This window comes from Marivivens niveibacter, from assembly GCF_002150005.2.
GTDB lineage: Bacteria > Pseudomonadota > Alphaproteobacteria > Rhodobacterales > Rhodobacteraceae > Marivivens > Marivivens niveibacter.
Map to the genome: position 1 here is coordinate 424,671 of NZ_MSPP01000003.1, position 23,250 is coordinate 447,920.

22 protein-coding genes are annotated in these 23,250 nt (G+C 56.0%); 15 read left to right on the forward strand and 7 right to left on the reverse strand.

The features are described from left to right. Positions 1 to 23 precede the first annotated feature (23 nt). Positions 24 to 479 carry a hypothetical protein gene (locus tag BVC71_RS10855; protein ID WP_086451676.1) on the reverse strand — a complete coding sequence of 152 codons (456 nt, stop codon included), beginning with the start codon at positions 477 to 479 and terminating at the stop codon, positions 24 to 26. Between the two features lie 170 nt (positions 480 to 649). Between BVC71_RS10855 and BVC71_RS10860 the strand changes: the two genes are divergently transcribed. Next, on the forward strand, positions 650 to 898 hold the full coding sequence (locus tag BVC71_RS10860; protein ID WP_086451677.1) for an HP1242/YdcH family protein: 249 nt from the start codon (positions 650 to 652) through the stop codon (positions 896 to 898). Here BVC71_RS10860 and BVC71_RS10865 read toward each other — a convergent pair whose 3' ends face one another. Both BVC71_RS10865 and BVC71_RS10870 read right to left on the reverse strand, forming a co-directional pair. Further along, complete coding sequence (locus BVC71_RS10865; RefSeq protein WP_086451678.1) at positions 899 to 2,296, reverse strand: helix-turn-helix domain-containing protein; 1,398 nt, start codon at positions 2,294 to 2,296, stop codon at positions 899 to 901. A gap of 52 nt (positions 2,297 to 2,348) precedes the next feature. Next, on the reverse strand, positions 2,349 to 3,560 hold the full coding sequence (locus tag BVC71_RS10870) for a multidrug effflux MFS transporter (RefSeq protein ID WP_086451679.1): 1,212 nt from the start codon (positions 3,558 to 3,560) through the stop codon (positions 2,349 to 2,351). Positions 3,561 to 3,742: 182 nt separating this feature from the next. Here BVC71_RS10870 and BVC71_RS10875 point away from each other — a divergent pair, with 182 nt between their 5' ends. The 8 genes from BVC71_RS10875 to scpA all read left to right on the forward strand — a co-directional run bounded on the left by BVC71_RS10875 (position 3,743) and on the right by scpA (position 12,060). Further along, on the forward strand, positions 3,743 to 5,275 hold the full coding sequence (locus BVC71_RS10875; RefSeq protein ID WP_086451680.1) for an acyl-CoA carboxylase subunit beta: 1,533 nt from the start codon (positions 3,743 to 3,745) through the stop codon (positions 5,273 to 5,275). A 25-nt stretch (positions 5,276 to 5,300) separates the two neighbouring features. Next, positions 5,301 to 5,636, forward strand: a complete 336-nt coding sequence (locus BVC71_RS10880; protein WP_086451681.1) for a hypothetical protein — start codon at positions 5,301 to 5,303, stop codon at positions 5,634 to 5,636. Between the two features lie 13 nt (positions 5,637 to 5,649). Continuing rightward, on the forward strand, positions 5,650 to 5,826 hold the full coding sequence (locus tag BVC71_RS15465) for a hypothetical protein (RefSeq protein WP_165767761.1): 177 nt from the start codon (positions 5,650 to 5,652) through the stop codon (positions 5,824 to 5,826). Further along, complete coding sequence (locus tag BVC71_RS10885) at positions 5,826 to 6,194, forward strand: hypothetical protein (RefSeq protein WP_086451682.1); 369 nt, start codon at positions 5,826 to 5,828, stop codon at positions 6,192 to 6,194. Before BVC71_RS15465 ends, BVC71_RS10885 begins: the two co-directional genes overlap by 1 nt. A gap of 335 nt (positions 6,195 to 6,529) precedes the next feature. Further along, positions 6,530 to 6,736 carry a hypothetical protein gene (locus BVC71_RS10890; protein ID WP_086451683.1) on the forward strand — a complete coding sequence of 69 codons (207 nt, stop codon included), beginning with the start codon at positions 6,530 to 6,532 and terminating at the stop codon, positions 6,734 to 6,736. Positions 6,737 to 6,832: 96 nt separating this feature from the next. Continuing rightward, positions 6,833 to 8,833: an acetyl-CoA carboxylase biotin carboxylase subunit gene (locus BVC71_RS10895; protein WP_086451684.1), complete on the forward strand. Its 2,001-nt coding sequence runs from the start codon at positions 6,833 to 6,835 to the stop codon at positions 8,831 to 8,833. Between the two features lie 100 nt (positions 8,834 to 8,933). Continuing rightward, complete coding sequence (locus tag BVC71_RS10900) at positions 8,934 to 9,959, forward strand: hypothetical protein (RefSeq protein ID WP_086451685.1); 1,026 nt, start codon at positions 8,934 to 8,936, stop codon at positions 9,957 to 9,959. Then, a complete protein-coding gene (scpA, locus tag BVC71_RS10905) occupies positions 9,934 to 12,060 on the forward strand; it encodes a methylmalonyl-CoA mutase (RefSeq protein WP_086451686.1) in 2,127 nt (708 codons plus the stop codon). Before BVC71_RS10900 ends, scpA begins: the two co-directional genes overlap by 26 nt. Before the next feature lie 36 nt (positions 12,061 to 12,096). Here the strand turns inward: scpA and BVC71_RS10910 are convergent, their stop codons facing one another. The 3 genes from BVC71_RS10910 to BVC71_RS10920 are packed head-to-tail and all read right to left on the reverse strand — an operon-like array spanning position 12,097 to position 15,186. Then, on the reverse strand, positions 12,097 to 13,128 hold the full coding sequence (locus BVC71_RS10910) for an ABC transporter substrate-binding protein (protein ID WP_086451687.1): 1,032 nt from the start codon (positions 13,126 to 13,128) through the stop codon (positions 12,097 to 12,099). Then, entirely contained in the window at positions 13,125 to 14,522 is a 1,398-nt protein-coding gene (locus tag BVC71_RS10915; RefSeq protein ID WP_086451688.1) for a sensor histidine kinase, read from the reverse strand. The genes BVC71_RS10910 and BVC71_RS10915 overlap by 4 nt, the downstream gene beginning before the upstream one ends. Then, on the reverse strand, positions 14,515 to 15,186 hold the full coding sequence (locus tag BVC71_RS10920) for a response regulator transcription factor (protein WP_086451689.1): 672 nt from the start codon (positions 15,184 to 15,186) through the stop codon (positions 14,515 to 14,517). Before BVC71_RS10920 ends, BVC71_RS10915 begins: the two co-directional genes overlap by 8 nt. 194 nt (positions 15,187 to 15,380) lie before the next feature. On the opposite strand from BVC71_RS10920, the gene BVC71_RS10925 reads away from it, so the two are divergent. The 3 genes from BVC71_RS10925 to BVC71_RS10935 all read left to right on the forward strand — a co-directional run bounded on the left by BVC71_RS10925 (position 15,381) and on the right by BVC71_RS10935 (position 18,421). Beyond that, complete coding sequence (locus BVC71_RS10925) at positions 15,381 to 16,367, forward strand: Bug family tripartite tricarboxylate transporter substrate binding protein (RefSeq protein ID WP_086451690.1); 987 nt, start codon at positions 15,381 to 15,383, stop codon at positions 16,365 to 16,367. A gap of 79 nt (positions 16,368 to 16,446) precedes the next feature. Next, on the forward strand, positions 16,447 to 16,878 hold the full coding sequence (locus tag BVC71_RS10930) for a tripartite tricarboxylate transporter TctB family protein (protein ID WP_086451691.1): 432 nt from the start codon (positions 16,447 to 16,449) through the stop codon (positions 16,876 to 16,878). A gap of 10 nt (positions 16,879 to 16,888) precedes the next feature. Next, positions 16,889 to 18,421 carry a tripartite tricarboxylate transporter permease gene (locus BVC71_RS10935; protein WP_086451692.1) on the forward strand — a complete coding sequence of 511 codons (1,533 nt, stop codon included), beginning with the start codon at positions 16,889 to 16,891 and terminating at the stop codon, positions 18,419 to 18,421. Between the two features lie 59 nt (positions 18,422 to 18,480). On the opposite strand, the gene BVC71_RS10940 is transcribed toward BVC71_RS10935, so the two are convergent. Beyond that, a complete protein-coding gene (locus BVC71_RS10940) occupies positions 18,481 to 20,670 on the reverse strand; it encodes a primosomal protein N' (protein WP_086451839.1) in 2,190 nt (729 codons plus the stop codon). Between the two features lie 89 nt (positions 20,671 to 20,759). On the opposite strand from BVC71_RS10940, the gene fsa reads away from it, so the two are divergent. The 3 genes from fsa (at position 20,760) to BVC71_RS10955 (ending at position 23,228) form a co-directional block, all read left to right on the forward strand. After that, a complete protein-coding gene (gene fsa / locus BVC71_RS10945) occupies positions 20,760 to 21,413 on the forward strand; it encodes a fructose-6-phosphate aldolase (RefSeq protein WP_086451693.1) in 654 nt (217 codons plus the stop codon). A 181-nt stretch (positions 21,414 to 21,594) separates the two neighbouring features. Continuing rightward, entirely contained in the window at positions 21,595 to 22,305 is a 711-nt protein-coding gene (locus BVC71_RS10950) for a DUF484 family protein (protein ID WP_086451840.1), read from the forward strand. Then, entirely contained in the window at positions 22,302 to 23,228 is a 927-nt protein-coding gene (locus BVC71_RS10955; RefSeq protein ID WP_086451694.1) for a tyrosine recombinase XerC, read from the forward strand. Before BVC71_RS10950 ends, BVC71_RS10955 begins: the two co-directional genes overlap by 4 nt. Positions 23,229 to 23,250 lie beyond the last annotated feature (22 nt).

The window sequence follows — 23,250 nt, forward strand, 5'->3', positions numbered from 1 at the left end:
GGCCGCGTTTGCGGCCCTTTGATTTAGTAGGTTTCGACCAGCAGTTTGGCCTCGCAATAGCTGCCGTCGATGGTGCCGACCCAGATGTTGTACAGGCCATCCAGACCGATCAGGTCCAGCATCGGATCAACGGTCATAACCGCCACATTCGCGTCGTCGTTGTAGTGCCATTCGCCCATCGGATCGTTCACCAATAGCACAGTGTCACAGTCGCTTACCGCGCTGAAATTGATGGTTAGGCCGTCCATTTCTTCGACGTTGAAACCAAAATCGGACGGTGTCGCAACCCAGCCCAATTCACCTGGGCCACAGTTTTCCAGATTGTTTTCGCCGCCGGCGATAACGTCAAACGCTGCCTCTACGCCCAGATCATATCCGGTGAACCAATGCGTCTCAGAGGATGGTGAAAAATCGGGGCAATCGGCCAGTGCAGTGGTGCCAAGGGCGCAAAATGCGAACGTCAGGATTTTAGAATACATATTTTACTACTTACTTTGATATTGAATGCGGGCAGATTAAGAATTCACGCTGTACCCGTTTAAGGGGAATTAATTGATTAGTTGGTCAAATATGTGACTTTGATCAGGATCAATGCGGTAACCGGCATTGGGCCTAGTCTGATCTCAACGATTGGATAAAGGAGAGACCCATGTCCCACACACCGCATCAACTGCCAGACGAATTTCCAGAATTTGCAAAAACACTGCAGGCGCTAAAGCTGGTAGACGCACATTTCGCCAAACTGGTGGATCAATATGACGAGGCGAACCAGAAAATCCATCTGGCAGAAACCAACGTTACTCCGATGGATGACATCGGGATCATTGAACTGCGCAAAGAACGTTTGGCGCTCAAAGACGATATAGCCGCACGTTTGAAATTAGCTGCAGAGGCCTGATTATTCGACCTTATAGGGTAGAGTAGAGCGCAAATTCGGATCAACGGTCAGGCGTCGTTCCAAAGGCGGCACTGACCGTTGGTGGCAATCTTTGCGTTCGCAGATACGGCAGGAAATGCCGATCGGCTCGTATGCTGCGGCTGAATCGATATCCATGTGGTCTGCATAGACCAGCGATTTTGCGTGTTTGACTTCGCAGCCTAGGCCAATTGCAAATCGACGGGTGGGTGCGTGATAGGACCCGCCCGATTTTGTTGCGTCCCGCGCAAGGCAGAAAAACCGCACGCCGTCGGGCGTTTCCGCCAATTGGCGCAGCCAGCGGTTAGGGCTTTCGAACGCGCGGTGGACGTTCCACAATGGGCACGCGCCGCCATATCGGGCGAACTGTAGCTGCGTTGATGAATGTCGTTTGGTGATCGTCCCCGCAGGATCGACACGCACGAAATAGAACGGAATCCCTTTGTTCCCTGGGCGCTGCATCGTCGATAGGCGGTGGGCGACCTGTTCGACGGACGCGCCAAACCAATCGGCCAATCGTTCCAAATCGTGGCGGCAATCTTTGGCCGCGTCCAGAAATCGGCCATAGGGCATCATGGCGGCCCCTGCAAAATAGTTTGCAAGGCCTAGTTTGGCGATTGAACGGGCCTCGGGGGTTTGGAAACGGCCCAAATCCAATGTCGCCTCTAGCAGCGGATCTTTGGTCAGCAGGGCCATTTGCAGGATCAATTGGAACGTCTGCGTTGCGACCGTCTGGCGCCGCGACAGGGTCAGGCGGCGGCTTTCTTTGTCATAGTGGCGGATGGCATCGGTGTCGGCAAAGACGATGGATATGCCCCGCGCCTCTAGCGTTTTTATCGCCATGTCGCGGATATTCAGCCCGCCCGCCTGCTGTGCGAAAATCTCGGCGGCGCGATCCACGGCGTCGATGTAATTGTCGCAATAGTGAAAGAAGTCGCGCACCTCTTCCCATGGGGATGGTTGCAATCTTGCGTCTTCTCGGCCCAATGCTTCGTCCAAGCTAGCAAGGCGTTCGTGGGTTTGGCGGTAGGCGGAATGTAGGTCCAAAAGGGCACGAGCCAGCGCGGGTGCATTACTGGCCGCAAGTCGCAAATCTGATAGCGACGGCGCGCTGCCTGTGAACACCGGATCGGCCAGCGCCTCTTTCATGTCCGATATCAGGCGGGCTTCGTCGCCAGATTGCAATTCGGTCACGTCGAACCCGAATTCTTGGGCCAGTGATAAAACGACCGCCGTGGAAATCGGGCGGTTGTTGTTTTCCATCTGGTTCAGATAGGGCAGGGACACGCCCAGTTTTTCGGCGAACGCCTTTTGCGTCAGGCCAAGCCGTCCGCGCAATTCCCGCAGTTTCACACCAGCGTATAATTTCTGAACGGCCATGGGCGCACCTTTGCAGAATGGGTTAGCTGCAAAGTTACGTTTGCAAAGTCATTCAGGCAAGTGTGGCTTCGCGCCGCATGACCAATAGAATGGACAGTAATGACAAGGCGCCACAAGTCACCATCAGGATCGAAAGGGGCAATTCGCCATAGTCGGGGTTCAGCATAGACCCCGCAAAAGCCGAAATCGCAGCCCCGCCGCCCATCATAATCGCTGCGCCCAAACCTGATGCGGTGCCCGCTAATTCGGGGCGTACGGACAGCGATCCCGCTGTGGCGTTTGGCATGGTCAGTCCATTGCCCAGCCCCATGAATGTGATCAGGCCGAAAAACACCAGCGCGCTGGAAAGGTCGAGGATGGAAAGGATCATCGACACGACCAGTCCGAACAAAGTGACACTGCAGCCGATCAAGATCAGCAGATTGATCCCGGCCCGAACGGAATATCGCCCTGACAGGAAATTCCCGACCAAATAGCCGGTTGTTGGTGCGGCTAGTGCGATCCCCGTTTGCGTCGGGGTTAGGTTGAATACTACGCTTGCTACGAACGAAGCACCACCCAGCAGCGCATAGTAAGCCCCCGCGGTGAAGGTCGTGCATGCGACGTAGCCCCAGAAACGAACCGATCGGAATAGTTCGGGGTAATTTGCCGCTTGTTGGCGGAACGTCAGGCCGGTGCCTTTGGCGGTTTCGCCCTGATCAAAATAGCTCAGCGTCCAGATGCCGATTGCGCAGGCCGCAAGGAACGTAAAGCTGGCCTGCCATCCCGCGATCTGATCCAACGCGCCGCCAATAATCGGGCCGACCATTGGGACAACAGCCATACCCATCGTCACATAGCCCAGTTTAGATGCGGCCTGATCGGTTGGGTAAATGTCGCGGATAACAGCGCGGCTGATCGTCATACATGCGGCGACGGATGCCTGCATCATGCGGCAAAACAGGAAAATCCAAACGTTTGGCGCAAAGATTGCGGCAACAGTCGCGGCAATGAACATCCCCAGAAACCACAAAACGATCGGGCGTCTGCCATATCGGTCTGACAACGGCCCGACGAACAGCATCAAAATTGCAGTCATCAGGAAATATCCCGACACTGCAAACTGCATCACGCTGTAATCTGTCGCAAAGTACTGCGTCATCCCATTTAGGGACGGCAGAAAAATCGACATGTTCAAGGCGGAAATGCCCGTCAACAGAATGAGTGTGGACACATGCGGCGGGGTGCTTCGGTCCAGTAACTTTATGGGTGCTGAAGTGGTCATGGGGGATCGTTAGACCGTTTGATCAAATCTGTCTATCGTGCGGGTTTCGCAAACGCGAATTTGCATTTTTGCAAAAAATAAATGCTGCAAATGCAAAAATTTGCAAATTTGCCCAATTTCATTTGCTCGGTAATTTTATTGCGTCTACAACACCATTAACGATCGTTCGGAAGGGAACCAATATGACCGATATTCTGGCTGAACTCCAAAACCGCCGTGACGTGGCCCGTTTGGGTGGTGGTCAAAAAAGGATCGACGCGCAGCACGCCAAAGGCAAGCTGACCGCGCGTGAACGTATCGAACTGCTGCTGGATGAAGGCAGCTTTGAAGAGTTCGACATGTTCAAGTCGCACCGCTGCACCGAATTCGGCATGCAAGACCAGCAAATTCCGGGCGATGGCGTTGTGACTGGTTGGGGCACGATCAACGGCCGTATGGTTTACGTATTTTCGCAGGACTTCACTGTTTTCGGCGGTTCTCTGTCGGAAACCCACGCTGAAAAGATCTGCAAAATCATGGATATGGCGATGCAGAACGGCGCGCCTGTCATCGGTCTGAACGATTCCGGCGGCGCACGTATCCAAGAAGGCGTTGCATCGCTGGCAGGATACGCGGACGTATTCCAGCGCAACATCATGGCGTCGGGCGTTGTTCCACAGATTTCTGTGATCATGGGGCCATGTGCGGGCGGCGCGGTGTATTCGCCTGCGATGACCGACTTTATCTTTATGGTGCGCGACAGTTCTTACATGTTCGTGACCGGTCCTGACGTTGTGAAAACCGTGACCAACGAACAGGTCACCGCCGAGGAATTGGGCGGCGCGTCGACTCACACCAAAAAATCGTCGGTGGCGGATGGCGCGTTTGAAAACGACGTAGAGGCATTGGCCGAGGTCCGCCGTCTGGTCGATTTCCTGCCGCTGAACAACCGCGAAAAACCGCCCGTTCGTCCGTTCTTTGACGAAGTGGACCGTGTCGAGGAATCGCTGGATACCCTGATCCCCGATAACCCGAACACGCCATACGACATGAAGGAACTGATCCATAAAATCGCAGACGAAGGCGATTTCTTTGAGATCCAAGAGGACTACGCCAAAAACATCCTGACCGGTTTCATCCGCATGGAAGGTCAGACCGTCGGCGTCGTTGCGAACCAACCTATGGTTTTGGCCGGCTGTCTGGACATCGATTCGTCGCGCAAAGCGGCGCGTTTCGTGCGGTTCTGTGATGCGTTCGAAATCCCGATCCTGACTCTGGTCGATGTTCCCGGTTTCCTGCCAGGCACCAGCCAAGAATATAATGGTGTTATCAAACATGGCGCGAAACTGCTGTTCGCCTATGGCGAAGCGACCGTACCAAAAGTCACCGTGATCACGCGTAAAGCGTACGGTGGTGCATATGACGTTATGGCGTCCAAACACCTGCGCGGCGATTTCAACTACGCTTGGCCAACTGCGGAAATCGCGGTGATGGGTGCCAAAGGTGCGGTTGAAATTCTGTACCGCAACGAATTGGGCGATCCTGATAAAATCGCGGCCCGCACCAAAGATTACGAAGACCGTTTCGCCAACCCGTTTGTGGCTGCCGAAAAAGGTTTCATCGACGAGGTGATCCAGCCGCATTCCACACGTCGCCGCGTTTCTCGTGCCTTCGCCAGCTTGCGCAACAAAAAGCTGACGAACCCGTGGAAAAAGCACGACAACATCCCGCTGTAAAATAATGGCACAGCGGGCATGGAAAATGATGCGGGATGGCGACGCGCTGGTTTACGGGCGCCGCTTTCCTGCACGTTTCGATGTCTCGGCGCAGTCGTCGTTTCCGATGCTGCGTCGCGGTCGACTGGCGATGCAAATCCGTCAGGACCTGTGGCGAGAGCTGCAATCCTTGCGTGGATTTTCCCCAGCGATCGAAGTCCGCACGATGGACGGAGGGGTTATCGTGCGGGCAGGAGGGTCGGTCGATGGCAGGTTCCCGAAATCTTCCACGGCCGACCGTATCCAACAGCTGTTGGATGACCCGAAAAAACGCGTGCGATGGATCAACAACGCGCGACTGACTGAACAAACCGAAACTTGAATTGATTGACCCAATGATTGCCCTGATGACCATAGCCACACTCACCGCGCTGATCGGCGCGGGCTATGCCATGGCGATTTGGTGCGATGGTGTTTCACAAATCCGCATTGATGCGGCATATGGAACCAGAACAACCACCAAACATGGGGCAATTATGACCAAGTTTACACAAAACGGGGGGCGTATCTGATGATCAAACATCGTGGTTTCCCATCCCGTTTCCCAGGCACTGAACATCAGTTCACCATCCGCCGCGCCAACCCCAAAGGCGTCACGCCGCTAAAGGCGCGCGAACGTTATCGCGACCGCAAATCCGTCGACAAAAAGGTCGATGGGGCGTTCATGGCTGCGCTATGGCACCATTTCGGTGATCAAGAATTCGAACGGGGCAATCTGGACGCTGGTCGTCTGAATTGGCTGCTGGGCCGCGAAGTCGTGGCCGCAGACCCAGAAAACTTTGACCCCGAAGATTACGAAGCGCTGCTGCGCATCGATGTAGACAAAGCGATGGTTTCGTTCCCCGAAGCCTTCGACCCAGACAACCCTATGTTCGACTAAGGGGCCTTTGGGATGGTTTTGATCGGCACGAAATTGCGCAGCGCATCGCCAGTTTGGCAGGAATTGGCCCACATTGGCCAGCTTGCAAACGATGGCCTTTGCGGCGGCGTATTTTCGTGTCACGACGCAGGTATTCCGATGTCGGCTTACCTCGTGTCGGAATGTTTTGGTTCAGACCAAACCCCTTCCTCATGTCGGTTCGGGCATCCCCAGACCGAACCGGCAGCGGGGAAGGCACATCATGTGCGCCCGCGGATCACGCGTATTTTTGTTGCAACCAAGGGTCAGAAGGCGAATTCTGAACCCAATGATAATGTAACAAAGGGCAGCACATCATGTTCAAAAAATTCTGGATCCTTCCAATCGTTGCAATCACGGGTCTGTCGGCCTGTCTGGACACCGATTTGGAACGCGGCTTTGCAGGTGCGGCCGCAGGCGCACTCACCGCTGACATTCTGGGCGCAGACCCAATCGTCGGCGCAGCGCTTGGCGGTACTGCGGGTGTCGTTTGTGACGACATGCGCGTCTCTGCCTGCCAATAAAACATTCGGCCCCGTTTCGGGGCGATCAAACCATCTGGACCGCCGTCGGGTGCATTGCGCCCGCACGGCGGTTTTGCATTCAAAGGACCCTTGCAGATGTTCAAAAAGATCCTGATCGCTAACCGCGGCGAAATTGCCTGCCGCGTGATTAAGACCGCCCGCAAGATGGGCATCCAAACGGTTGCCGTCTATTCGGACGCGGATAAGAACGCTCTGCACGTGCGCATGGCGGACGAGGCTGTTCACATCGGCCCAGCCCCTGCGAACCAGTCCTACATCGTGATCGACAAAATCATGCAGGCGATCAAAGACACCGGCGCCGAAGCTGTTCACCCCGGTTATGGTTTCCTGTCTGAAAACGCCAAATTTGCCGAAGCGTTGGAAGCTGCTGGCGTTGCATTCATTGGCCCACCAGTTGGCGCAATTGAATCGATGGGCGACAAAATCACGTCGAAAAAGATCGCTCAAGAAGCCGAAGTAAACACCGTTCCCGGCTACATGGGACTGATCGAAGACGCGGATGAGGCCGTGAAGATTTCCAACGAAATCGGCTATCCTGTGATGATCAAAGCGTCGGCAGGCGGCGGCGGTAAAGGTATGCGTATCGCATGGAACGACCAAGAGGCTCGCGAAGGTTTCCAGTCGTCCAAAAACGAGGCTGCAAACAGCTTTGGCGATGACCGTATTTTCATCGAAAAATTCGTCACGCAGCCGCGCCACATCGAAATTCAGGTTCTAGCCGATACCCATGGCAACGCGGTTTACCTGCACGAACGCGAATGTTCGATCCAGCGCCGTAACCAAAAAGTCGTCGAAGAAGCGCCTTCGCCATTCTTGGACGAAGCCACCCGCAAAGCCATGGGCGAACAGTCCGTCGCGCTGGCCAAAGCGGTGGGTTACGCATCCGCAGGCACCGTGGAATTCATCGTCGACGGCGACCGCAATTTCTATTTCTTGGAAATGAACACCCGTCTGCAGGTGGAACACCCTGTGACCGAATTGATCACGGGTATCGATCTGGTCGAACAAATGATCCGCGTCGCGGCTGGTGAAAAGCTGCCGATGAAGCAAGAAGACCTGAAAATCAACGGCTGGGCGATTGAAAACCGTCTGTACGCCGAAGATCCATATCGCAACTTCCTACCGTCGATTGGTCGTCTGACCGCCTACCGCCCACCTGTCGAAGGCAAAACCGCAACTGGCGGCATCGTGCGTAACGACACGGGCGTGTTCGAAGGCGGCGAAATTTCGATGTATTATGATCCGATGATCGCGAAACTGTGTACTTGGGGCGAAACCCGCGCCGACGCGATCGAAGAAATGCGCGTCGCTTTGGATACGTTCGAGGTAGAAGGCATCGGCCACAACCTGCCGTTCGTTGCGGCCGTCATGGATCACGAACGTTTCACCAGCGGCAACATGACCACCGCGTTCATCGCCGAAGAATATCCCGAAGGTTTCGAAGGCGTGACCTTGCCGAAAGAGGCGTTGGTTAAACTGGCGGCCGCCGCCGCTGCGATGAACCGCGTTGCTGAAATCCGCCGCACGCAGGTTTCGGGCCGTCTGGGTAACCACGAACGCCGCGTAGGCACCGATTGGGTTGTGTCGCTGCAGGGCGAAGAATTCGCTGTGTCGATTGACGCTGATCGGGATGGTTCGACCGTGTCTATCGATGGTCAAACCCTGCGCGTGGAATCGGATTGGACGCCTGGCGATAGCCTTGCCCGTCTGACCGTTGGCGGCGAACCTTTGGTCGTTAAGGTCGGCAAAATCACCCAAGGTTTCCGCATGCGTTTCCGCGGTGCCGATCTTAAGGTTCACGTTCGCAGCCCACGTCAGGCCGAATTGGCAAAACTGATGCCGGAAAAACTGCCGCCGGATACGTCGAAACTGCTGCTGTGCCCAATGCCGGGTCTGATCGTGAAAATCGATGTGGCTGTTGGCGACGAAGTGCAAGAAGGTCAGGCCCTGTGCACCGTTGAAGCGATGAAGATGGAAAACATCCTGCGCGCAGAACGCAAAGGTGTTGTGAAATCGGTCAACGCTGCGGCGGGCGACAGTCTGGCTGTGGACGATGTGATCATCGAATTCGAATGATCGCATCGGGTGCTCATATGCACCTGAATTCACCAAACGAATGCGCGGCATTTGTTGTGAATTTTAGGGTTAAACCCTTGGAAACAAAGGGGTGGTGAGGATGGCTTATGCAATCCACACCGCGCCCCTATGCGCGGCCCTGATAGAAAAGGTTTCGCGCATTATGGACAAGGTGCTGCATTTGGGTGCCCATCGCACGGGTACGACGTCGTTCCAAACCTTTTTGAAACGCAATCGCGCGGCGTTGTCGCGGCGCGGGATCGCGGTTTGGGAACCAGATCAAATTCGGTCGGGGCTGTTTCAGGGCGTTTTGCACGACCCTGCGCAGATCACAGCGGATGTTGCGCGTCTTTCTGAACGGTCGCGCGGACGGATCAAAATCGAACAGTCGCGACTAGTCAAAACGGGTGCCGATACGTTGATCATCAGCGATGAGAACTTCATCGGGACTCCGATGGGAAATCTGCGATCGGGACGTTTGTACGACGACGCGATCCTGCGGCTGATGCGGTTGCGCACGGCAATTGGGCGGGTGCGGTCGGTGACGCTGACGGTGCGGTCCTATGACAGCTATTGGTCGTCGATCCTGTCGTTCGGTCTGATGCGCGGCAAAGGTATTCCGACCAACGACGATCTGGATCGTTTGGTCACGCAGCCGCGCCGCTGGCGGGATTTGATCGCGGATGTGGCGCAGGTATTTCCAGATGCGCGGCTGATCGTTGCGCCATTTGAAACATTTGCGACCGCACCCAAGGCCTTGGCTGGACAGATTGTGAACGCAGACCTATCCGGCGCTGATATCGACGATGCGCCGATTTGGAAAAATGCCTCGGCCAATTGTGGGCGGCTGGCTCAGGTCATCGAAGATCGCGGATGTGGCGGCACTGTCGCGGGCGCTGCGAACGAACGCTGGATGCCGTTTGATGCGCATCAACGCGCCGCATTGGCAGGCCAATATGCTGATGATCTGATGTGGTTAAAGTCGGGCGCGGATGGCGTGGCCGAATTCATAGATACCGCTGACGCGCCTTTGCGTCGGCACAACAAATTGACTGGGATCGGGGCCATGCATTGGTCACCGACAATCGGAGGAACCGAGGATGGCAAACAAAGATATCTGGTCTGAACTGGCCGCCAAAGAATTGCGTGGTCGTTCGGTCGAAGATCTGGAATGGACCACGCTAGAGGGCATCAAGGTCAAACCTCTGTACACAGAGGAAGACACCGAAGGACTGCCGCATCTGGGCACCGTACCGGGCGAGGCACCGTTCACGCGTGGCCCACGCGCCACCATGTATGCGGGGCGCCCTTGGACGATCCGCCAATACGCAGGTTTTTCGACCGCCGAAGAATCCAACGCGTTTTATCGCAAGGCTTTGGCCGCAGGTCAGCAGGGCGTTTCGGTCGCGTTTGACCTTGCCACCCACCGTGGGTACGATTCTGATCACCCACGCGTCGAAGGTGACGTTGGCAAGGCTGGCGTTGCGATCGACAGCGTCGAAGACATGAAAATCCTGTTCGACGGTATCCCGCTGGATCAGGTGTCTGTTTCGATGACCATGAACGGCGCGGTTATCCCGATTCTGGCGAACTTCATCGTGACGGGCGAAGAGCAAGGCCACGATAAATCGGTTCTGTCCGGCACCATCCAGAACGACATTTTGAAAGAGTTCATGGTGCGCAACACGTATGTGTATCCGCCTGAACCGTCGATGCGCATCATCTCGGATATCATTGGCTATACCTCTGATAACATGCCGAAATTCAACTCGATTTCGATTTCGGGCTACCACATGCAAGAGGCTGGCGCGAACCTAGTTCAAGAGCTGGCATATACATTGGCCGATGGCCGTGAATACGTGCGCACCGCGATTGCAGCGGGCATGGACGTGGATAAATTCGCGCCGCGCCTGTCGTTCTTTTTCGCGATCGGCATGAATTTCTTTATGGAGGCCGCGAAACTGCGCGCCGCGCGTCTGCTGTGGCATCGCATCATGTCGGAATTCAACCCGCAGAAACCGGGATCGTCGATGCTGCGTACGCACTGTCAAACGTCGGGCGTATCGCTGCAGGAACAGGACCCGTATAACAACGTTGTCCGCACCGCGTACGAGGCGATGGCCGCTGCATTGGGCGGCACCCAGTCCCTGCACACAAACGCATTGGACGAAGCAATCGCGCTGCCAACCGAATTTTCTGCCCGTATCGCCCGTAATACTCAGCTGATCCTGCAAGAGGAAACAGGCATCACCAACGTCGTCGATCCGCTGGCTGGTTCGTACTACGTTGAAACCCTGACCCATCAGTTGGCAGAAGAGGCGTGGAAACTGATCGAAGAGGTCGAAGAAATGGGCGGCATGACCAAGGCGGTTGCCTCGGGTATGCCGAAACTGCGGATCGAAGAATCCGCCGCCAAACGTCAGGCCAACATCGACCGCGGTGATGAGGTGATCGTCGGCGTAAACAAATACCGTCTGACCAAAGAAGACCCGATCGACATTCTGGACATCGACAACAACGCCGTTCGTGAATCGCAGGTCGCGCGCATCAACAAAATCCGCGAAACCCGCGACAACGACGCGTGTATGGCCGCTCTGGCCGAAATCACCCGCCGCGCCAAAGAAGGCGGCAACCTGTTGGAAGCCGCAGTCGAGGCCGCCCGCGCCCGTGCAACCGTCGGAGAGATCAGCATGGCAATGGAAGAAGAATTCGGTCGTCATCGCGCCGAAGTGAAAACATTGGCCGGTGTCTACGGCGCAGCCTACGAAGGCGACGAAGGGTTCGCAGCGATCCAGAAATCGGTCGAACAATTCGCCGAAGAAGAAGGCCGCCGCCCACGTATGTTGGTCGTAAAAATGGGCCAAGACGGTCACGACCGCGGGGCCAAGGTAATCGCGACAGCATTCGCCGACATCGGTTTTGACGTGGACGTAGGCCCGTTGTTTCAAACCCCAGACGAAGCGGCCCAAGACGCGATTGATAACGACGTGCATGTTATCGGTATTTCGTCGCAGGCAGCGGGTCACAAAACGCTGGCGCCTCAACTGATCAAAGCGTTGAAAGAGGCAGGCGCAGAAGATGTCATCGTGATCTGTGGCGGCGTTATCCCGCAGCAGGACTATCAGTTCCTGTACGACGCAGGCGTCAAAGCGATCTTTGGTCCAGGCACCAACATCCCATCAGCCGCGCAGGACATCCTGAACCTGATCCGCGAAGCGCAGGGTTGAAAATTTGGGGCGTCGGGGAAACCTGACGCTCTTTTTCTATGGTAGGAACAGCAGCGCGGCAAAGGTATCGCGCCAGTAGTCGATGAACCGTTCTTTGGCATGTTGATCTACAGCGACCAATAGGGGCAGGGACAGCGGGATAAACCGTTTCGCACTGGGCAGGAGCCCATTTTCCGCTGGATCGTCTGGATAGATTAGGCCCATCCGCGATATGACCCTTTGGCCTGTGTTAGATAGCAGAAAATCCAGCAATCTTTGCGCGGCGTCGGTCTGGCGGGCCTGTTTCGGGATCATATATCCGCGCGAAAGGAATAGTGTGTAATCTTCGGGCAGAATAACACCAACATTCGGAATGTTTGCGTTTTGCACGTAGGATCCCAACACGTTATAAGCAATAAGAAATTCACCTTCGGATACGGCGCGGATAATGCGGGCAGAACAACAGGTCGCAACAGCCCCAGATCGCGCAAAACCTTCGAGCATTGCGCCGAAAGTTGTGGCTTCGGTACTGTCAGAAAAGGCGAACAGATACCCCAGACCAGAGGCTTCGATGTCATAGGTTGCGATGCGGCCCAGATAGTCATTTGGATTCTGGCGCATCAGATCTAGAAATTCAAAACGGCTTTTGGGAACGTTTTCAGGATCAAGAAGATCGTTGTTGTAAATGATGACTGCGGGTTCTTCGGTTAGTCCCCATAGTTCATCGCGCCAACGGCGTGTGTCGGGCAATCGGGCGGTTAATTCCGATTGATAGCTGTGCGCGCAGTTGCTGTTCACCAGATCGACCAATTGATGCACGGCGGACGATAGTATTGCGTCGGCGGGCGCGATGCCAGAGCCGCAGTCAGATAGGCTCTGACTATACAGATCGTTCGATCCCCACTGTTCATAGACCACGGACAGGTCGGGATTTGACGCAACAAACGATTCAATGACCGGTCCAAAAATGGCCATGTCGGTTGTTGATCTGAATACCAACTCTGTCGGGCCAGCGCCGAATGTTGCGGTGGCTTCTTGGGCGGAAACAGGTGCTGCGAATAGCGCCAGCGCGGCGATCAGGCGTTTCATGAAAAGGCCTCGTAGCTGCGGGGGAATACGAGCGCGGCGCGGAACCCGTCTGCAGTTTTTTCATATTTTAGTTCGCCATCGAATGCTTGGGCTACGGCGATGACGATCGACAGTCCAATACCTGCGCTGTCTTCTTTGGATGATGTGGTGCGTTCAAACCGCGATCCTAGTCGGGCTAAAACGGCATCGTCGGGGCCGTTTCCTGCGTCCTTGATCCACAATGTGGCGTGGGTCGGCGAGTGGCTTACGCCTATTTCAACGGGTGGTACGCCGTGTTTCAGGGCGTTCGACAGCAGGTTTTTGGCCGCTTGGGTCAGCGAAAATTCGTCGCCCAGCACATAGACGGGATCTTCGGAAATGTTCAGCGATACTTCGACATTTGGGGCAAGCAATTCGTGGTCGCGGGAATCCAGAATATCCAAGGCTATATCGCGCAGATCGACCATCCGGCGGGGGATACTGTCGGACCTATGAATGACCATGGCGCGGTTTAGCATTTGATCCAGCAGTACGCCCAGCGAACGGGTCCGCGATAAAAGCCGTTCTAAGGCTGCGCGGCTGCGATCTGTGTCGGGCTCTGCCGTTACCATTTCAGCCTGCGCACGGATTACGGCCACGGGGGTACGCAATTGATGCGCCGTGTCGGAAATCAGATTTCGCATCGAATCCATCTGCCGTTCGGAGCGCTGCATGAAACGGTTAACTTGCCGCAGCACAACGTCGATCTCGGCGGGGGTGCCTTTGGTGTCCATAGGGGTAAGGTCATAGGGATCGCGATCTATCAACGCTTGCGTCATGTCCTCTAACCGCCGCATGGACGAACGAATGAGGATGAGCGCAACGACCAAAAGACCCAGACCGACAAAGGCGGCGGGTACCAGCGTGTCGACAATGACATCCCATGCCATCGCATCCCGCGCTAGGCGCGTCTGCCCGACGGTTACGGATACAACGCCTGAAAATTCACGTTCCGAAAAACGACGCAAAACCGTGACGAACCGCGCGGGCGCATCGTGCATGGTGCCATCATGAAAAAAGGGACCAGATCCGCGTAGCGAATTGGGTAGGGGTGCGTCGTCATGCCCGGTTAGCAGCGTACCATCCGACCCGCGCACTGCATATAAAACGCGGTCATTTGTGGCTAATGACAGAAGTTCAAACGCTGAGACAGGTAAATCTGCAATCGGGCGACCGTTCACGATGCGGATAGATTCTGCGATGTCGATCGCAGCCCCTTGGATTAGCCTGTCGTATGATTGCCGCGCGGCTTGACGTCCGTTTTCAAACGACGCCAAGGCCACCAATAATCCACCCATCGCCATGATGGTCAGAACGCCGGCCAGCACGCGAGAAAACAAGGACATGCCTTGGATTTTGCGTAGCAGATTAATCATCCAGCGCGATCCGATATCCAACGCCGCGGCGGGTCGAAATGTTTACATCTGACCCGCTTAGTTTTTTTCGTAGCCGCGCGATATATAGTTCGATCGCGTTCAATCCGACATCCGCATCGTTGAAGGTGAAAAGGCCATCATACAGACGTTCTTTGTTCAGGTATTGTCCCTGATTGCGTAACAAAAGGCCCAGCAATGCGGCTTCGCGGCGGGTGAGGTCCAACCGGTTTCCATCTAGTTCGGCGGTTAGCTGGGCAGGGGAAAATCGCAACGGGCCCAGTGTGATATGATCGGATTTCTGATCGGAATCGCGCCGTACAAGGGCGCGTAGGCGCGCCTCTAATTCGCGTTGATCAAAGGGTTTTACCAGATAGTCGTCCGCCCCTAAATCCAGCGCACCCACACGGTCATCAACTGACAAAAGCGCGGTCAACATCATGACCGGAGTGCGGTCGCCTTTTGCGCGCAAACCACGGAGCAAATCGGTGCCCGTTCCGTCGGGCAAATTGATGTCCAGAACCAGCGCATCATAGGATTGAACGGCCAAAAAATCTTTGGCAGTTTCGACACCCTCAGCCCAATCGCAGGCCATTCCGGACCGAGTCAATCCGGCTGTTACGGCTTCGGCCAGATCGGCGGCGTCTTCGACCATCAATACGCGCATTGTGTGATTCTCCTCCCTCAAGCCCATGAATTTGCGACACAAATCTTATGACAGGTTCGTGACAGCTTATGGCTCTAGGGTCTTGTCTTAACCCGCAAGGAGGATGCTGCATAGGGTAGCATAAGAAAGCGGGGAGAAGACGTCGGGTAGGTCAGACTATCGAAATTTGCCCGACACCTGTGGAGGAAAACAGAATGATTAAAGCAACCCGTTTGACCGCGGCAGCAATCCTGATGGGCGCATCGGCTCTGTCCGTTTCGGCCGAAGGTTTCACACCAGAAAACCCAGAATGTATCGCACCTGCAAACCCAGGTGGCGGTTGGGATTTCACCTGCCGTCAGGTTGGTAAATCCATGCAGGATCTGGGTCTGATCGATCAGACCATGCAGGTTGTGAACCTGGCTGGTGGCGGCGGCGGTGTCGCATTCGCCGAAGTCGTGAACAAGCGCGGCGATGACAACGACCTGATCGTTGCAGCATCCACTGCAACCGCGACCCGTCTGGCACAGGGTGCATACCCTGGTAACACCATGGATCAGGTCCGTTGGTTGGCCACGATCGGCGCTGACTACGGCGTGATCGCAGTTGCTGCAGACAGCGAAGTTGACGACCTGCCAGAGCTGCTGGACATGATCAAAGCAGACCCAGCATCGGTTTCGGTTGCAGGCGGTTCGGCTGTTGGCGGCTGGGACCACCTAAAGGTTCTGATCGCAGCAAACGCATACGGCATCGAAGACGTTCGTACCGTGAAATACATCGCATTTGATGGCGGCGGCGAAGCTGTAACTCAGCTGCTGGGCGGTTCGGTTCAGGCATTCACCGGTGACATTTCCGAAGCCAAAGGTTTCGTAGATTCCGGCGATATCCGCGTGATCGCAGTTCTGTCGCCAGAGCGTCTGCCAGGCGAATTCGCTGCATTCCCAACTGCACGTGAACAGGGCGTCGAAGCAATCGGTGCAAACTGGCGCGGTTTCTACGCACCAGGCGATATGTCGGACGAAGCATATGATGCTTGGGTTGGTCAGATCGCAGCGCTGTACGCATCGGACGAATGGAAAGACATCATGGCAAACAACGGTCTGGCTCCACTGGACCTGCAGGGCGCTGAATTCGAATCCTTCGTGTCCGACTCTGTTGCACAGATCCAGTCGATCTCTCGCGAAATCGGCATCATCCAGTAATTTTACTGAACACCAATCACAGGGCGCCGCACTGGCTGCGGCGTCCTGACTTTATCCGCTTGTTGAATAGGAGATCCCAATGAGTGATCGTATATTCGGCATCGTCGGAATTATCCTTGCTATTGCTTTCGCCATGTCGGCCTTTGCAATTCAGGAAAGTTTCCTATCTGACGCTGTCGGCCCCAAAGCATTTCCTTTGATCATCGCGACCATTTTGGGTCTGTCGAGTCTGGTCATTGCCATCAAACCTGATCCCGAACCCCATTGGCCGCCGTTCGCGCGCATGGCCGAAGTGTTCGCGGCAATCGTTGTGATGGCGCTGTATGCGCAAATGTTGCCTGTAATTGGTTTCGTCATCGCGACTGCAATCGCAGCTGCATATCTGTCGTGGCGTTTGGGTTCGTCTGTCGTCGCTTCTGTTCTGACGGGCGTTGGCACGTCGGTCGGCATCTACGCCATTTTCCATCTGGTTCTGGGCCTGTCATTGGCCAAAGGCCCATTGGGTTTCTAAGGGGGCAAAAATGGAAATCCTTGCACAACTTGGTGACGGTTTTGCCGTCGCGCTGACCTGGGAAAACCTGCTGCTGGCACTGCTGGGCTGTTTTCTGGGCACCATCATGGGCGCATTGCCGGGCCTTGGGCCGTCTAACGGCGTTGCAATCCTGATCCCGCTTGCGTTCACCTTGGGTCTGGGCGCGACCCCGTCGTTGATCCTGCTGACGTCCGTTTATTACGGCGCGATGTACGGCGGGCGGATCAGTTCGATCCTATTGAATATCCCCGGCGATGAACCCGCCATGATGACCTGTCTGGACGGGCATCCCATGGCGAAAAAAGGCATGGCAGGCGAAGCGCTATCCCTATCCGGTATCGCGTCATTTGTTGGTGCGTTCCTTGCGACTTGGGGTCTGATCCTTCTGGCGCCTCAGCTGGTGAAAATCGCACTGCTGTTTGGTCCTGCTGAATATTTCGCGCTGTTCGCGCTGGCGTTTATGACGCTGGGTGGCGTGTCGTCGACCAATCAGGCGAAATCGGCTTTCGCTGCTGCGCTGGGTCTGGGTCTGGCGATGATCGGTGTGGATACACAAACCGGCGTGCCACGTTTCACCTTTGGCGAAGTTCACCTGTACGACGGTCTGGATTTCCTAGTTGCCATTGTTGGTCTGTTCGCCCTGTCCGAAGTGTTCATCTTTCTTGAAGAACGCCACGGCAATTCCAGCGCCGACAACAGCAAGCTGAAAGTAAAACGCCTGACGCCACCACTGTCGATGATCAAAGCCTGTACGCCAACCATGCTGCGCACGTCCTTCTTAGGCTTTATCGCGGGTGTTCTGCCGGGTGCGGGTGCGTCGCTGGGGTCTTTCATCAGCTATTCGATGGAAAAACGTCTGGTTGATAAAGAGGGCACATTCGGTACGGGCGACCCACGCGGTGTAGCTGCACCAGAGGCTGGTAACAACGCGGCCGCAGGTGGTGCATTGGTGCCAATGCTGGCGCTGGGTGTTCCGGGTTCGGGTACCACTGCTGTTCTGTTGGCAGTTCTGCTGTCGCTGAACATCACCCCTGGTCCGCTGCTGTTCACCCAAAACCCTGATGTGGTATGGGGCCTGATTGCTGCGCTGTTCATCGCGAACTTTATGCTGCTGGCGATGAACATCCCGATGGTTGGTCTATTCACCCGTCTGTTGATGGTTCCACCAAAGATCCTGATGCCAATCGTGGCGATGGTCAGCTTTGTCGGTATCTACGGCATTTCGGGTTCGTCGTTCGACCTGATGGTGATGATCGGTTTCGGCATCATGGGCTGGATCCTGCGTAAACTGGATGTTCCGCTGGTGCCAATCATTCTGGGTACGCTGCTGGGTAACACCATGGAAAACAACCTGCGTCGCGCAATCACCATTGATAATGGCGATTGGTTCACCCTGATCGATAGCCCGTTGGCTATTGGCCTATGGGCGATTGCGATCATCGGTTTCATCCTGCCGCTAATCGTGGGCCGTCGCGTCAAAGCGAAAATGCGCCGCGACGAAGAGGGCGCAATCAGCGACTAATCCCCCGCTGACAACGTTTCCTCCAGAGAAGGGGCCGGTGCGCTACGCCGGTCCCTTTTTTAATAAAAGCTTTGCGGATCGATATCGATTTGCAGGCGCACGTTATTCGGCAGCCGCAGGTTCGACGTCCACCGTGACAGCGCCTGTTGGATCGGGGCCGCCTTTTCCGCCTTTACCAACAAACGTACGCGGTGACGTCCGCGCACCCGCGCTATAGGGGCAGGGGCAGGGCCAAAGACCTGCGCGCCGATCTGTTGCAAGGGCCCCGCGGTGCGGGCCAGATGGTTGGCCAGATCGAACACCTCTTCGATGTTTGGGCCTGACACGACGATACCCGCCATACGGCCAAAGGGCGGCATACCTGCGGCCTGACGTTCGGCGGCCTCTGCTGCCCAAAATTGTTCTTCGTCGCCTGACAGGATCGCGCGGATCACATGATGTTCAGGCTGATAGGTTTGCAATAGCGCGACACCGGGTTTGTCGGCGCGGCCCGCGCGGCCCGCGACCTGACGCATCAATTGGAATGTCCGTTCGGCTGCCCGCAAATCCGACCCTTGCAGGCCCAGATCCGCATCAATCACACCGACCAACGTAAGGCGCGGAAAGTTGTGACCTTTGGCGACCAATTGGGTGCCGATGATGATGTCGATGTCGCCGTTTGCGATCTCTTCTATCTTTTCTTTGATCGCACGGGCGGACCCGAACAGGTCAGACGACAACACGGCGATTTTGGCATCGGGGAATAGCTCGGCGACCTCTTCGGCCATGCGTTCCACCCCGGGGCCAACGGGGTTCAGTTTGCCTTCAACCTCGCATTTTGGGCAGGTTTCGGGCATCGGTTTGGTTTCGCCGCATTGGTGGCACATAAGGCGTTTGAGGAACCGATGTTCCACCATCCGCGCATCACAATGGTCACAGGCAATCTGATGCCCACAGGCGCGGCAGATCGTCAGCGGCGCGTACCCACGGCGGTTCAAAAACACCAGCGATTGTTCGCCTTTTGCAATCCTGTCCGTGATCGCGGCGCGTAGCGCGGGCGAAATCCAGCGGGCAGACGGCACGTCCTGATCGCGCATGTCGATCGCCTTCATATCCGGCAGAACGGAGTCGCCGAAACGGGACGTCAGAGTGATGCGGCTGTATTTGCCCTGTTCGGCGTTTGCCCAGCTTTCCAAGCTAGGCGTGGCAGAGGCCAAAACGACCTGCGCCGCGTTTAGTGACGCCCGCAGCACCGCCATATCGCGCGCATTATATAGAACGCCATCATCTTGTTTATAGGACGTGTCGTGTTCTTCATCGACGATGATCAGGCCCAGATCGCGATAGGGCAGGTACAGCGCCGATCGCGCCCCGACGATCAGCTGTGCGTCGCCATTGCCGACCATTTTCCAACACCGGCGGCGTTCGGTCATAGTCACGCCCGAATGCCATTCGGCGGGCTTCATCCCGAACCGTGCCTCGACCCGTGTGATGAATTCGGAAGTCAGCGCGATTTCGGGCAGCAACACCAGCGCCTGACGGTTTTGGCGTAGGCATTCGGCGACGGCTTCTAAGTACACCTCGGTTTTGCCGGACCCTGTTACGCCCTTTAGCAATGTGGTGCCGTATTGGCCCGAACGGATGCCTGTCCGCAGTTGTTCGGCGGCGGCGGCCTGATCGTCGGACAATTCTTTGCCGCCGTAGTCTGGGTCCAACTGGGGGTAGGGCAGATCGCGGGGGGTGTCCTCTTCGCTGACGGCGCCTTGTTTCACCAACCCTTTGATGACGGACGACGACGTGCCCGCCATTTCGGCCAGTTCTGACAGAGTGAACGACAGCCCGCCATATTCATCCAGCACGTTCAGCACACGTTGGCGGGCGTCAGTCATGCGGTCGGGATCACGGTCGCCCAAGCGGTAGACTTTACGCATCGACGGCGCATCGCCCAATCCCGGTGCGCGGGTCGCCAGCCGCATCATCGCGTTCATCGGCGTAAGGGTATACGCGCCGACCTTTTGCAAAAATTGGCGCATTTCATCGCGCATCGGCGCCACGTCCAGCACGCGATTGATCGACCGCGCCTTGGATAAATCGAATCCGCCGATGCCGTCACCCCAAACGCAGCCCAGTACCTTGCGCGGGCCCAAAGGCACCTCGACATAGGCGCCCAGCCAGCAACCACCCTCTGGCGCCTTGTAATCCAAGGGCCGATCTAGGGGCTGCGCCGTTAGAACGCTGACCAATTCACCTTCTGCGTAGAATTCTGCCACGGGGGTCCGTTGTTTTGGGTTTTCGTATCTTACCTTCTGAGGTAAACGCTGACCCAAGCAACGCCAACCCACAACATGAGGCAATTGTCATGAAATTCTTCCTAGATACCGCCGAAGTCGACGCAATCCGCGAACTAAACGATCTGGGCATGGTCGACGGCGTCACCACCAACCCGTCGCTGATCCTGAAATCGGGCCGTGACATTTTGGAAGTCACCAAAGAAATCGCAGACATGGTCGAAGGCCCAGTTTCCGCCGAAGCCGTTTCGATGGATTTCGAATCCATGCTGGCCGAAGGCGAAAAACTGGCGAAAATCGCAGACAACATCGCGGTTAAGGTGCCTCTGACTTGGGCAGGTCTGCAGACCTGTAAAATCCTGTCGTCGCGCGGCATCAAGGTCAACGTGACCCTGTGTTTCTCGGTGAACCAAGCGATTCTGGCTGCAAAAGCAGGCGCAACATTCATTTCACCATTCATCGGCCGTCTGGACGACATCAACCTGGATGGTCTGCAGCTGATCGAAGACATCCGCACCGTTTACGACAACTACGGTTTCGAAACCCAGATTCTGGCGGCATCCGTACGTAACGCAAACCACATTTCGGAATGCGCGAAAATCGGTGCTGATGTTGTGACCGCGCCTCCTGCGGTTATCAAAGCGATGGCAAACCACGTCCTTACCGACAAAGGTCTGGCACAGTTCGAAGCTGACTGGGCAAAAACCGGCCAGAAAATCGTCTAATCGATTTGATTGTTCGAAGAGGGGGCGGCCGGTTTCGGCGGCCCCCTTTTGCGTTTTTTACAGGGGCCTGTTTCCGCCTATGGGGGCGTCGATTGGGCGTTTTTCTTGCGGGAATCTAAGGCGTGTGTCATTGTCACCGCATATTATTTTTTAGGTGATTACGAGTATGGGCGAGGAAGAAATGAAATCCGGTTCGCAAATTGATCCGAAATTGCGCGACATGATCCTGTCCGATCCTGAAATTTTGCTGGACGATACCGATGTGATGAGCGCGCTTGTCACCGCCAATGAAAAGGCGATGGGGACCAATATTGTGGACCTGCGCGGTATCGCGATGTCTCGGCTGGAAAACCGTCTGGATCGCCTAGAAGACACCCATCGCAACGTTATTGCAGCGGCCTATGACAATCTGGCCGGGACCAATCAAATCCACCGCGCCGTTTTGCGCATGATGGAACCCGTTCAATTCGAAACATTCCTGTCGGATCTAGGCGGCGAAGTTGCCGAAATTCTACGCGTTGATGCGATGCGTTTGGTTCTGGAAACCGATGACGCTGAAGACGGGCAAGCCACCGCACGCCGTGTGGGCGAGGTGCTGCATATCGCCAGCCCCGGATTTGTTCAGGATTACCTAACCCAAGGCCGCAATGTTCCACTGCGTCAGGTCACACTGCGCCAGACCCAAGGTGCTGACGATACACTGTACGGCGATAAAGCTGATTACATCCGATCCGAGGCTTGTCTTCGTCTGGATTTTGGACCGGGTCGCCGGCCTGGCATGTTGGTTATGGGTGCCGAAGATCCGCACCAGTTTTCTCCGCAACAGGGCACCGATCTGCTGGGGTTCTTTGCAGGTGTGTTTGAGCGCGCTATGCGCCGCTGGCTCGAGTGATTTCGCCTGCTCTGACAGATGCGCTGGCGCGTTGGCTCGACCATGTGCGCGCAATTGACGGGGCGGCCGAAAATACGGTCAAAGCCTATCAAACAGACGTTTTAGCGTTTCTAGCATTTTTGCAGACCCATCACGGCGATTCCCAAGGCATCAATGCAATCAAATGCCTGACTGTGTCGGATATGCGTTCATGGATGGCGCATGAACGGGGCAGGGGCGTTGCTGCGCGATCATTGGCGCGGATGCTATCGGCGGTCAAATCGTTCATTCGCTACATGGCAGAGCGGCATGATTTTGACCCCTCTGCCGTGCTGATGACTCGCGCTCCGAAATTTCAGAAAAAACTGCCCCGCCCACTGGCTGTTGATGCGGCCAAAGCGATGATTGAAACGGCAGAGTTTCAGGCACGCGAACATTGGGCGGCGTTGCGTGATGTGGCAGCGATTACGCTGATGTATGGCTGCGGCCTGCGTATTTCTGAAGCGTTGGGTCTAAAGGGCCGCGATGCGCCGTTGGCGGATGTGATCCGCATCACTGGTAAAGGCGGCAAAGAACGTATCGTCCCCGTGGTCCCTGCCGCCCGCGACGCGGTCGAGGCGTATCGCGGCGCTTGCCCGCATGATTTAGCGGACGATCAGCCGCTGTTTCGCGGCATTCGCGGCGGTGCATTACATGCGGCGCAGTTGCAGAAAACGGTTGCGCAGACGCGGATGCAATTAGGGCTGCCCGCAACTGCGACGCCCCATGCACTGCGCCACAGCTTTGCCACGCATCTGCTGAATGCAGGCGGCGATTTGCGATCCATTCAGGAACTGCTGGGCCATGCGTCTTTGAATACGACGCAAATGTACACCGCCGTCGATACAGCGAGACTGATGGAAGTCTACAAATCTGCCCACCCGCGCGCATCTGGGCGCAAATAAACGGTTGAGCGGGTCGTCTTAA

Excerpts from the sequence above, each read along its gene's own strand:
- BVC71_RS10855 (WP_086451676.1), bottom strand. The coding sequence starts at position 479 with ATGTATTCTAAAATCCTGACGTTCGCATTTTGCGCCCTTGGCACCACT.
- BVC71_RS10860 (WP_086451677.1), top strand. The coding sequence starts at position 650 with ATGTCCCACACACCGCATCAACTGCCAGACGAATTTCCAGAATTTGCA.
- BVC71_RS10865 (WP_086451678.1), bottom strand. The coding sequence starts at position 2,296 with ATGGCCGTTCAGAAATTATACGCTGGTGTGAAACTGCGGGAATTGCGC.
- BVC71_RS10870 (WP_086451679.1), bottom strand. The coding sequence starts at position 3,560 with ATGACCACTTCAGCACCCATAAAGTTACTGGACCGAAGCACCCCGCCG.
- BVC71_RS10875 (WP_086451680.1), top strand. The coding sequence starts at position 3,743 with ATGACCGATATTCTGGCTGAACTCCAAAACCGCCGTGACGTGGCCCGT.
- BVC71_RS10880 (WP_086451681.1), top strand. The coding sequence starts at position 5,301 with ATGATGCGGGATGGCGACGCGCTGGTTTACGGGCGCCGCTTTCCTGCA.
- BVC71_RS15465 (WP_165767761.1), top strand. The coding sequence starts at position 5,650 with ATGATTGCCCTGATGACCATAGCCACACTCACCGCGCTGATCGGCGCG.
- BVC71_RS10885 (WP_086451682.1), top strand. The coding sequence starts at position 5,826 with ATGATCAAACATCGTGGTTTCCCATCCCGTTTCCCAGGCACTGAACAT.
- BVC71_RS10890 (WP_086451683.1), top strand. The coding sequence starts at position 6,530 with ATGTTCAAAAAATTCTGGATCCTTCCAATCGTTGCAATCACGGGTCTG.
- BVC71_RS10895 (WP_086451684.1), top strand. The coding sequence starts at position 6,833 with ATGTTCAAAAAGATCCTGATCGCTAACCGCGGCGAAATTGCCTGCCGC.
- BVC71_RS10900 (WP_086451685.1), top strand. The coding sequence starts at position 8,934 with ATGGCTTATGCAATCCACACCGCGCCCCTATGCGCGGCCCTGATAGAA.
- scpA (WP_086451686.1), top strand. The coding sequence starts at position 9,934 with ATGGCAAACAAAGATATCTGGTCTGAACTGGCCGCCAAAGAATTGCGT.
- BVC71_RS10910 (WP_086451687.1), bottom strand. The coding sequence starts at position 13,128 with ATGAAACGCCTGATCGCCGCGCTGGCGCTATTCGCAGCACCTGTTTCC.
- BVC71_RS10915 (WP_086451688.1), bottom strand. The coding sequence starts at position 14,522 with ATGATTAATCTGCTACGCAAAATCCAAGGCATGTCCTTGTTTTCTCGC.
- BVC71_RS10920 (WP_086451689.1), bottom strand. The coding sequence starts at position 15,186 with ATGCGCGTATTGATGGTCGAAGACGCCGCCGATCTGGCCGAAGCCGTA.
- BVC71_RS10925 (WP_086451690.1), top strand. The coding sequence starts at position 15,381 with ATGATTAAAGCAACCCGTTTGACCGCGGCAGCAATCCTGATGGGCGCA.
- BVC71_RS10930 (WP_086451691.1), top strand. The coding sequence starts at position 16,447 with ATGAGTGATCGTATATTCGGCATCGTCGGAATTATCCTTGCTATTGCT.
- BVC71_RS10935 (WP_086451692.1), top strand. The coding sequence starts at position 16,889 with ATGGAAATCCTTGCACAACTTGGTGACGGTTTTGCCGTCGCGCTGACC.
- fsa (WP_086451693.1), top strand. The coding sequence starts at position 20,760 with ATGAAATTCTTCCTAGATACCGCCGAAGTCGACGCAATCCGCGAACTA.
- BVC71_RS10950 (WP_086451840.1), top strand. The coding sequence starts at position 21,595 with ATGAAATCCGGTTCGCAAATTGATCCGAAATTGCGCGACATGATCCTG.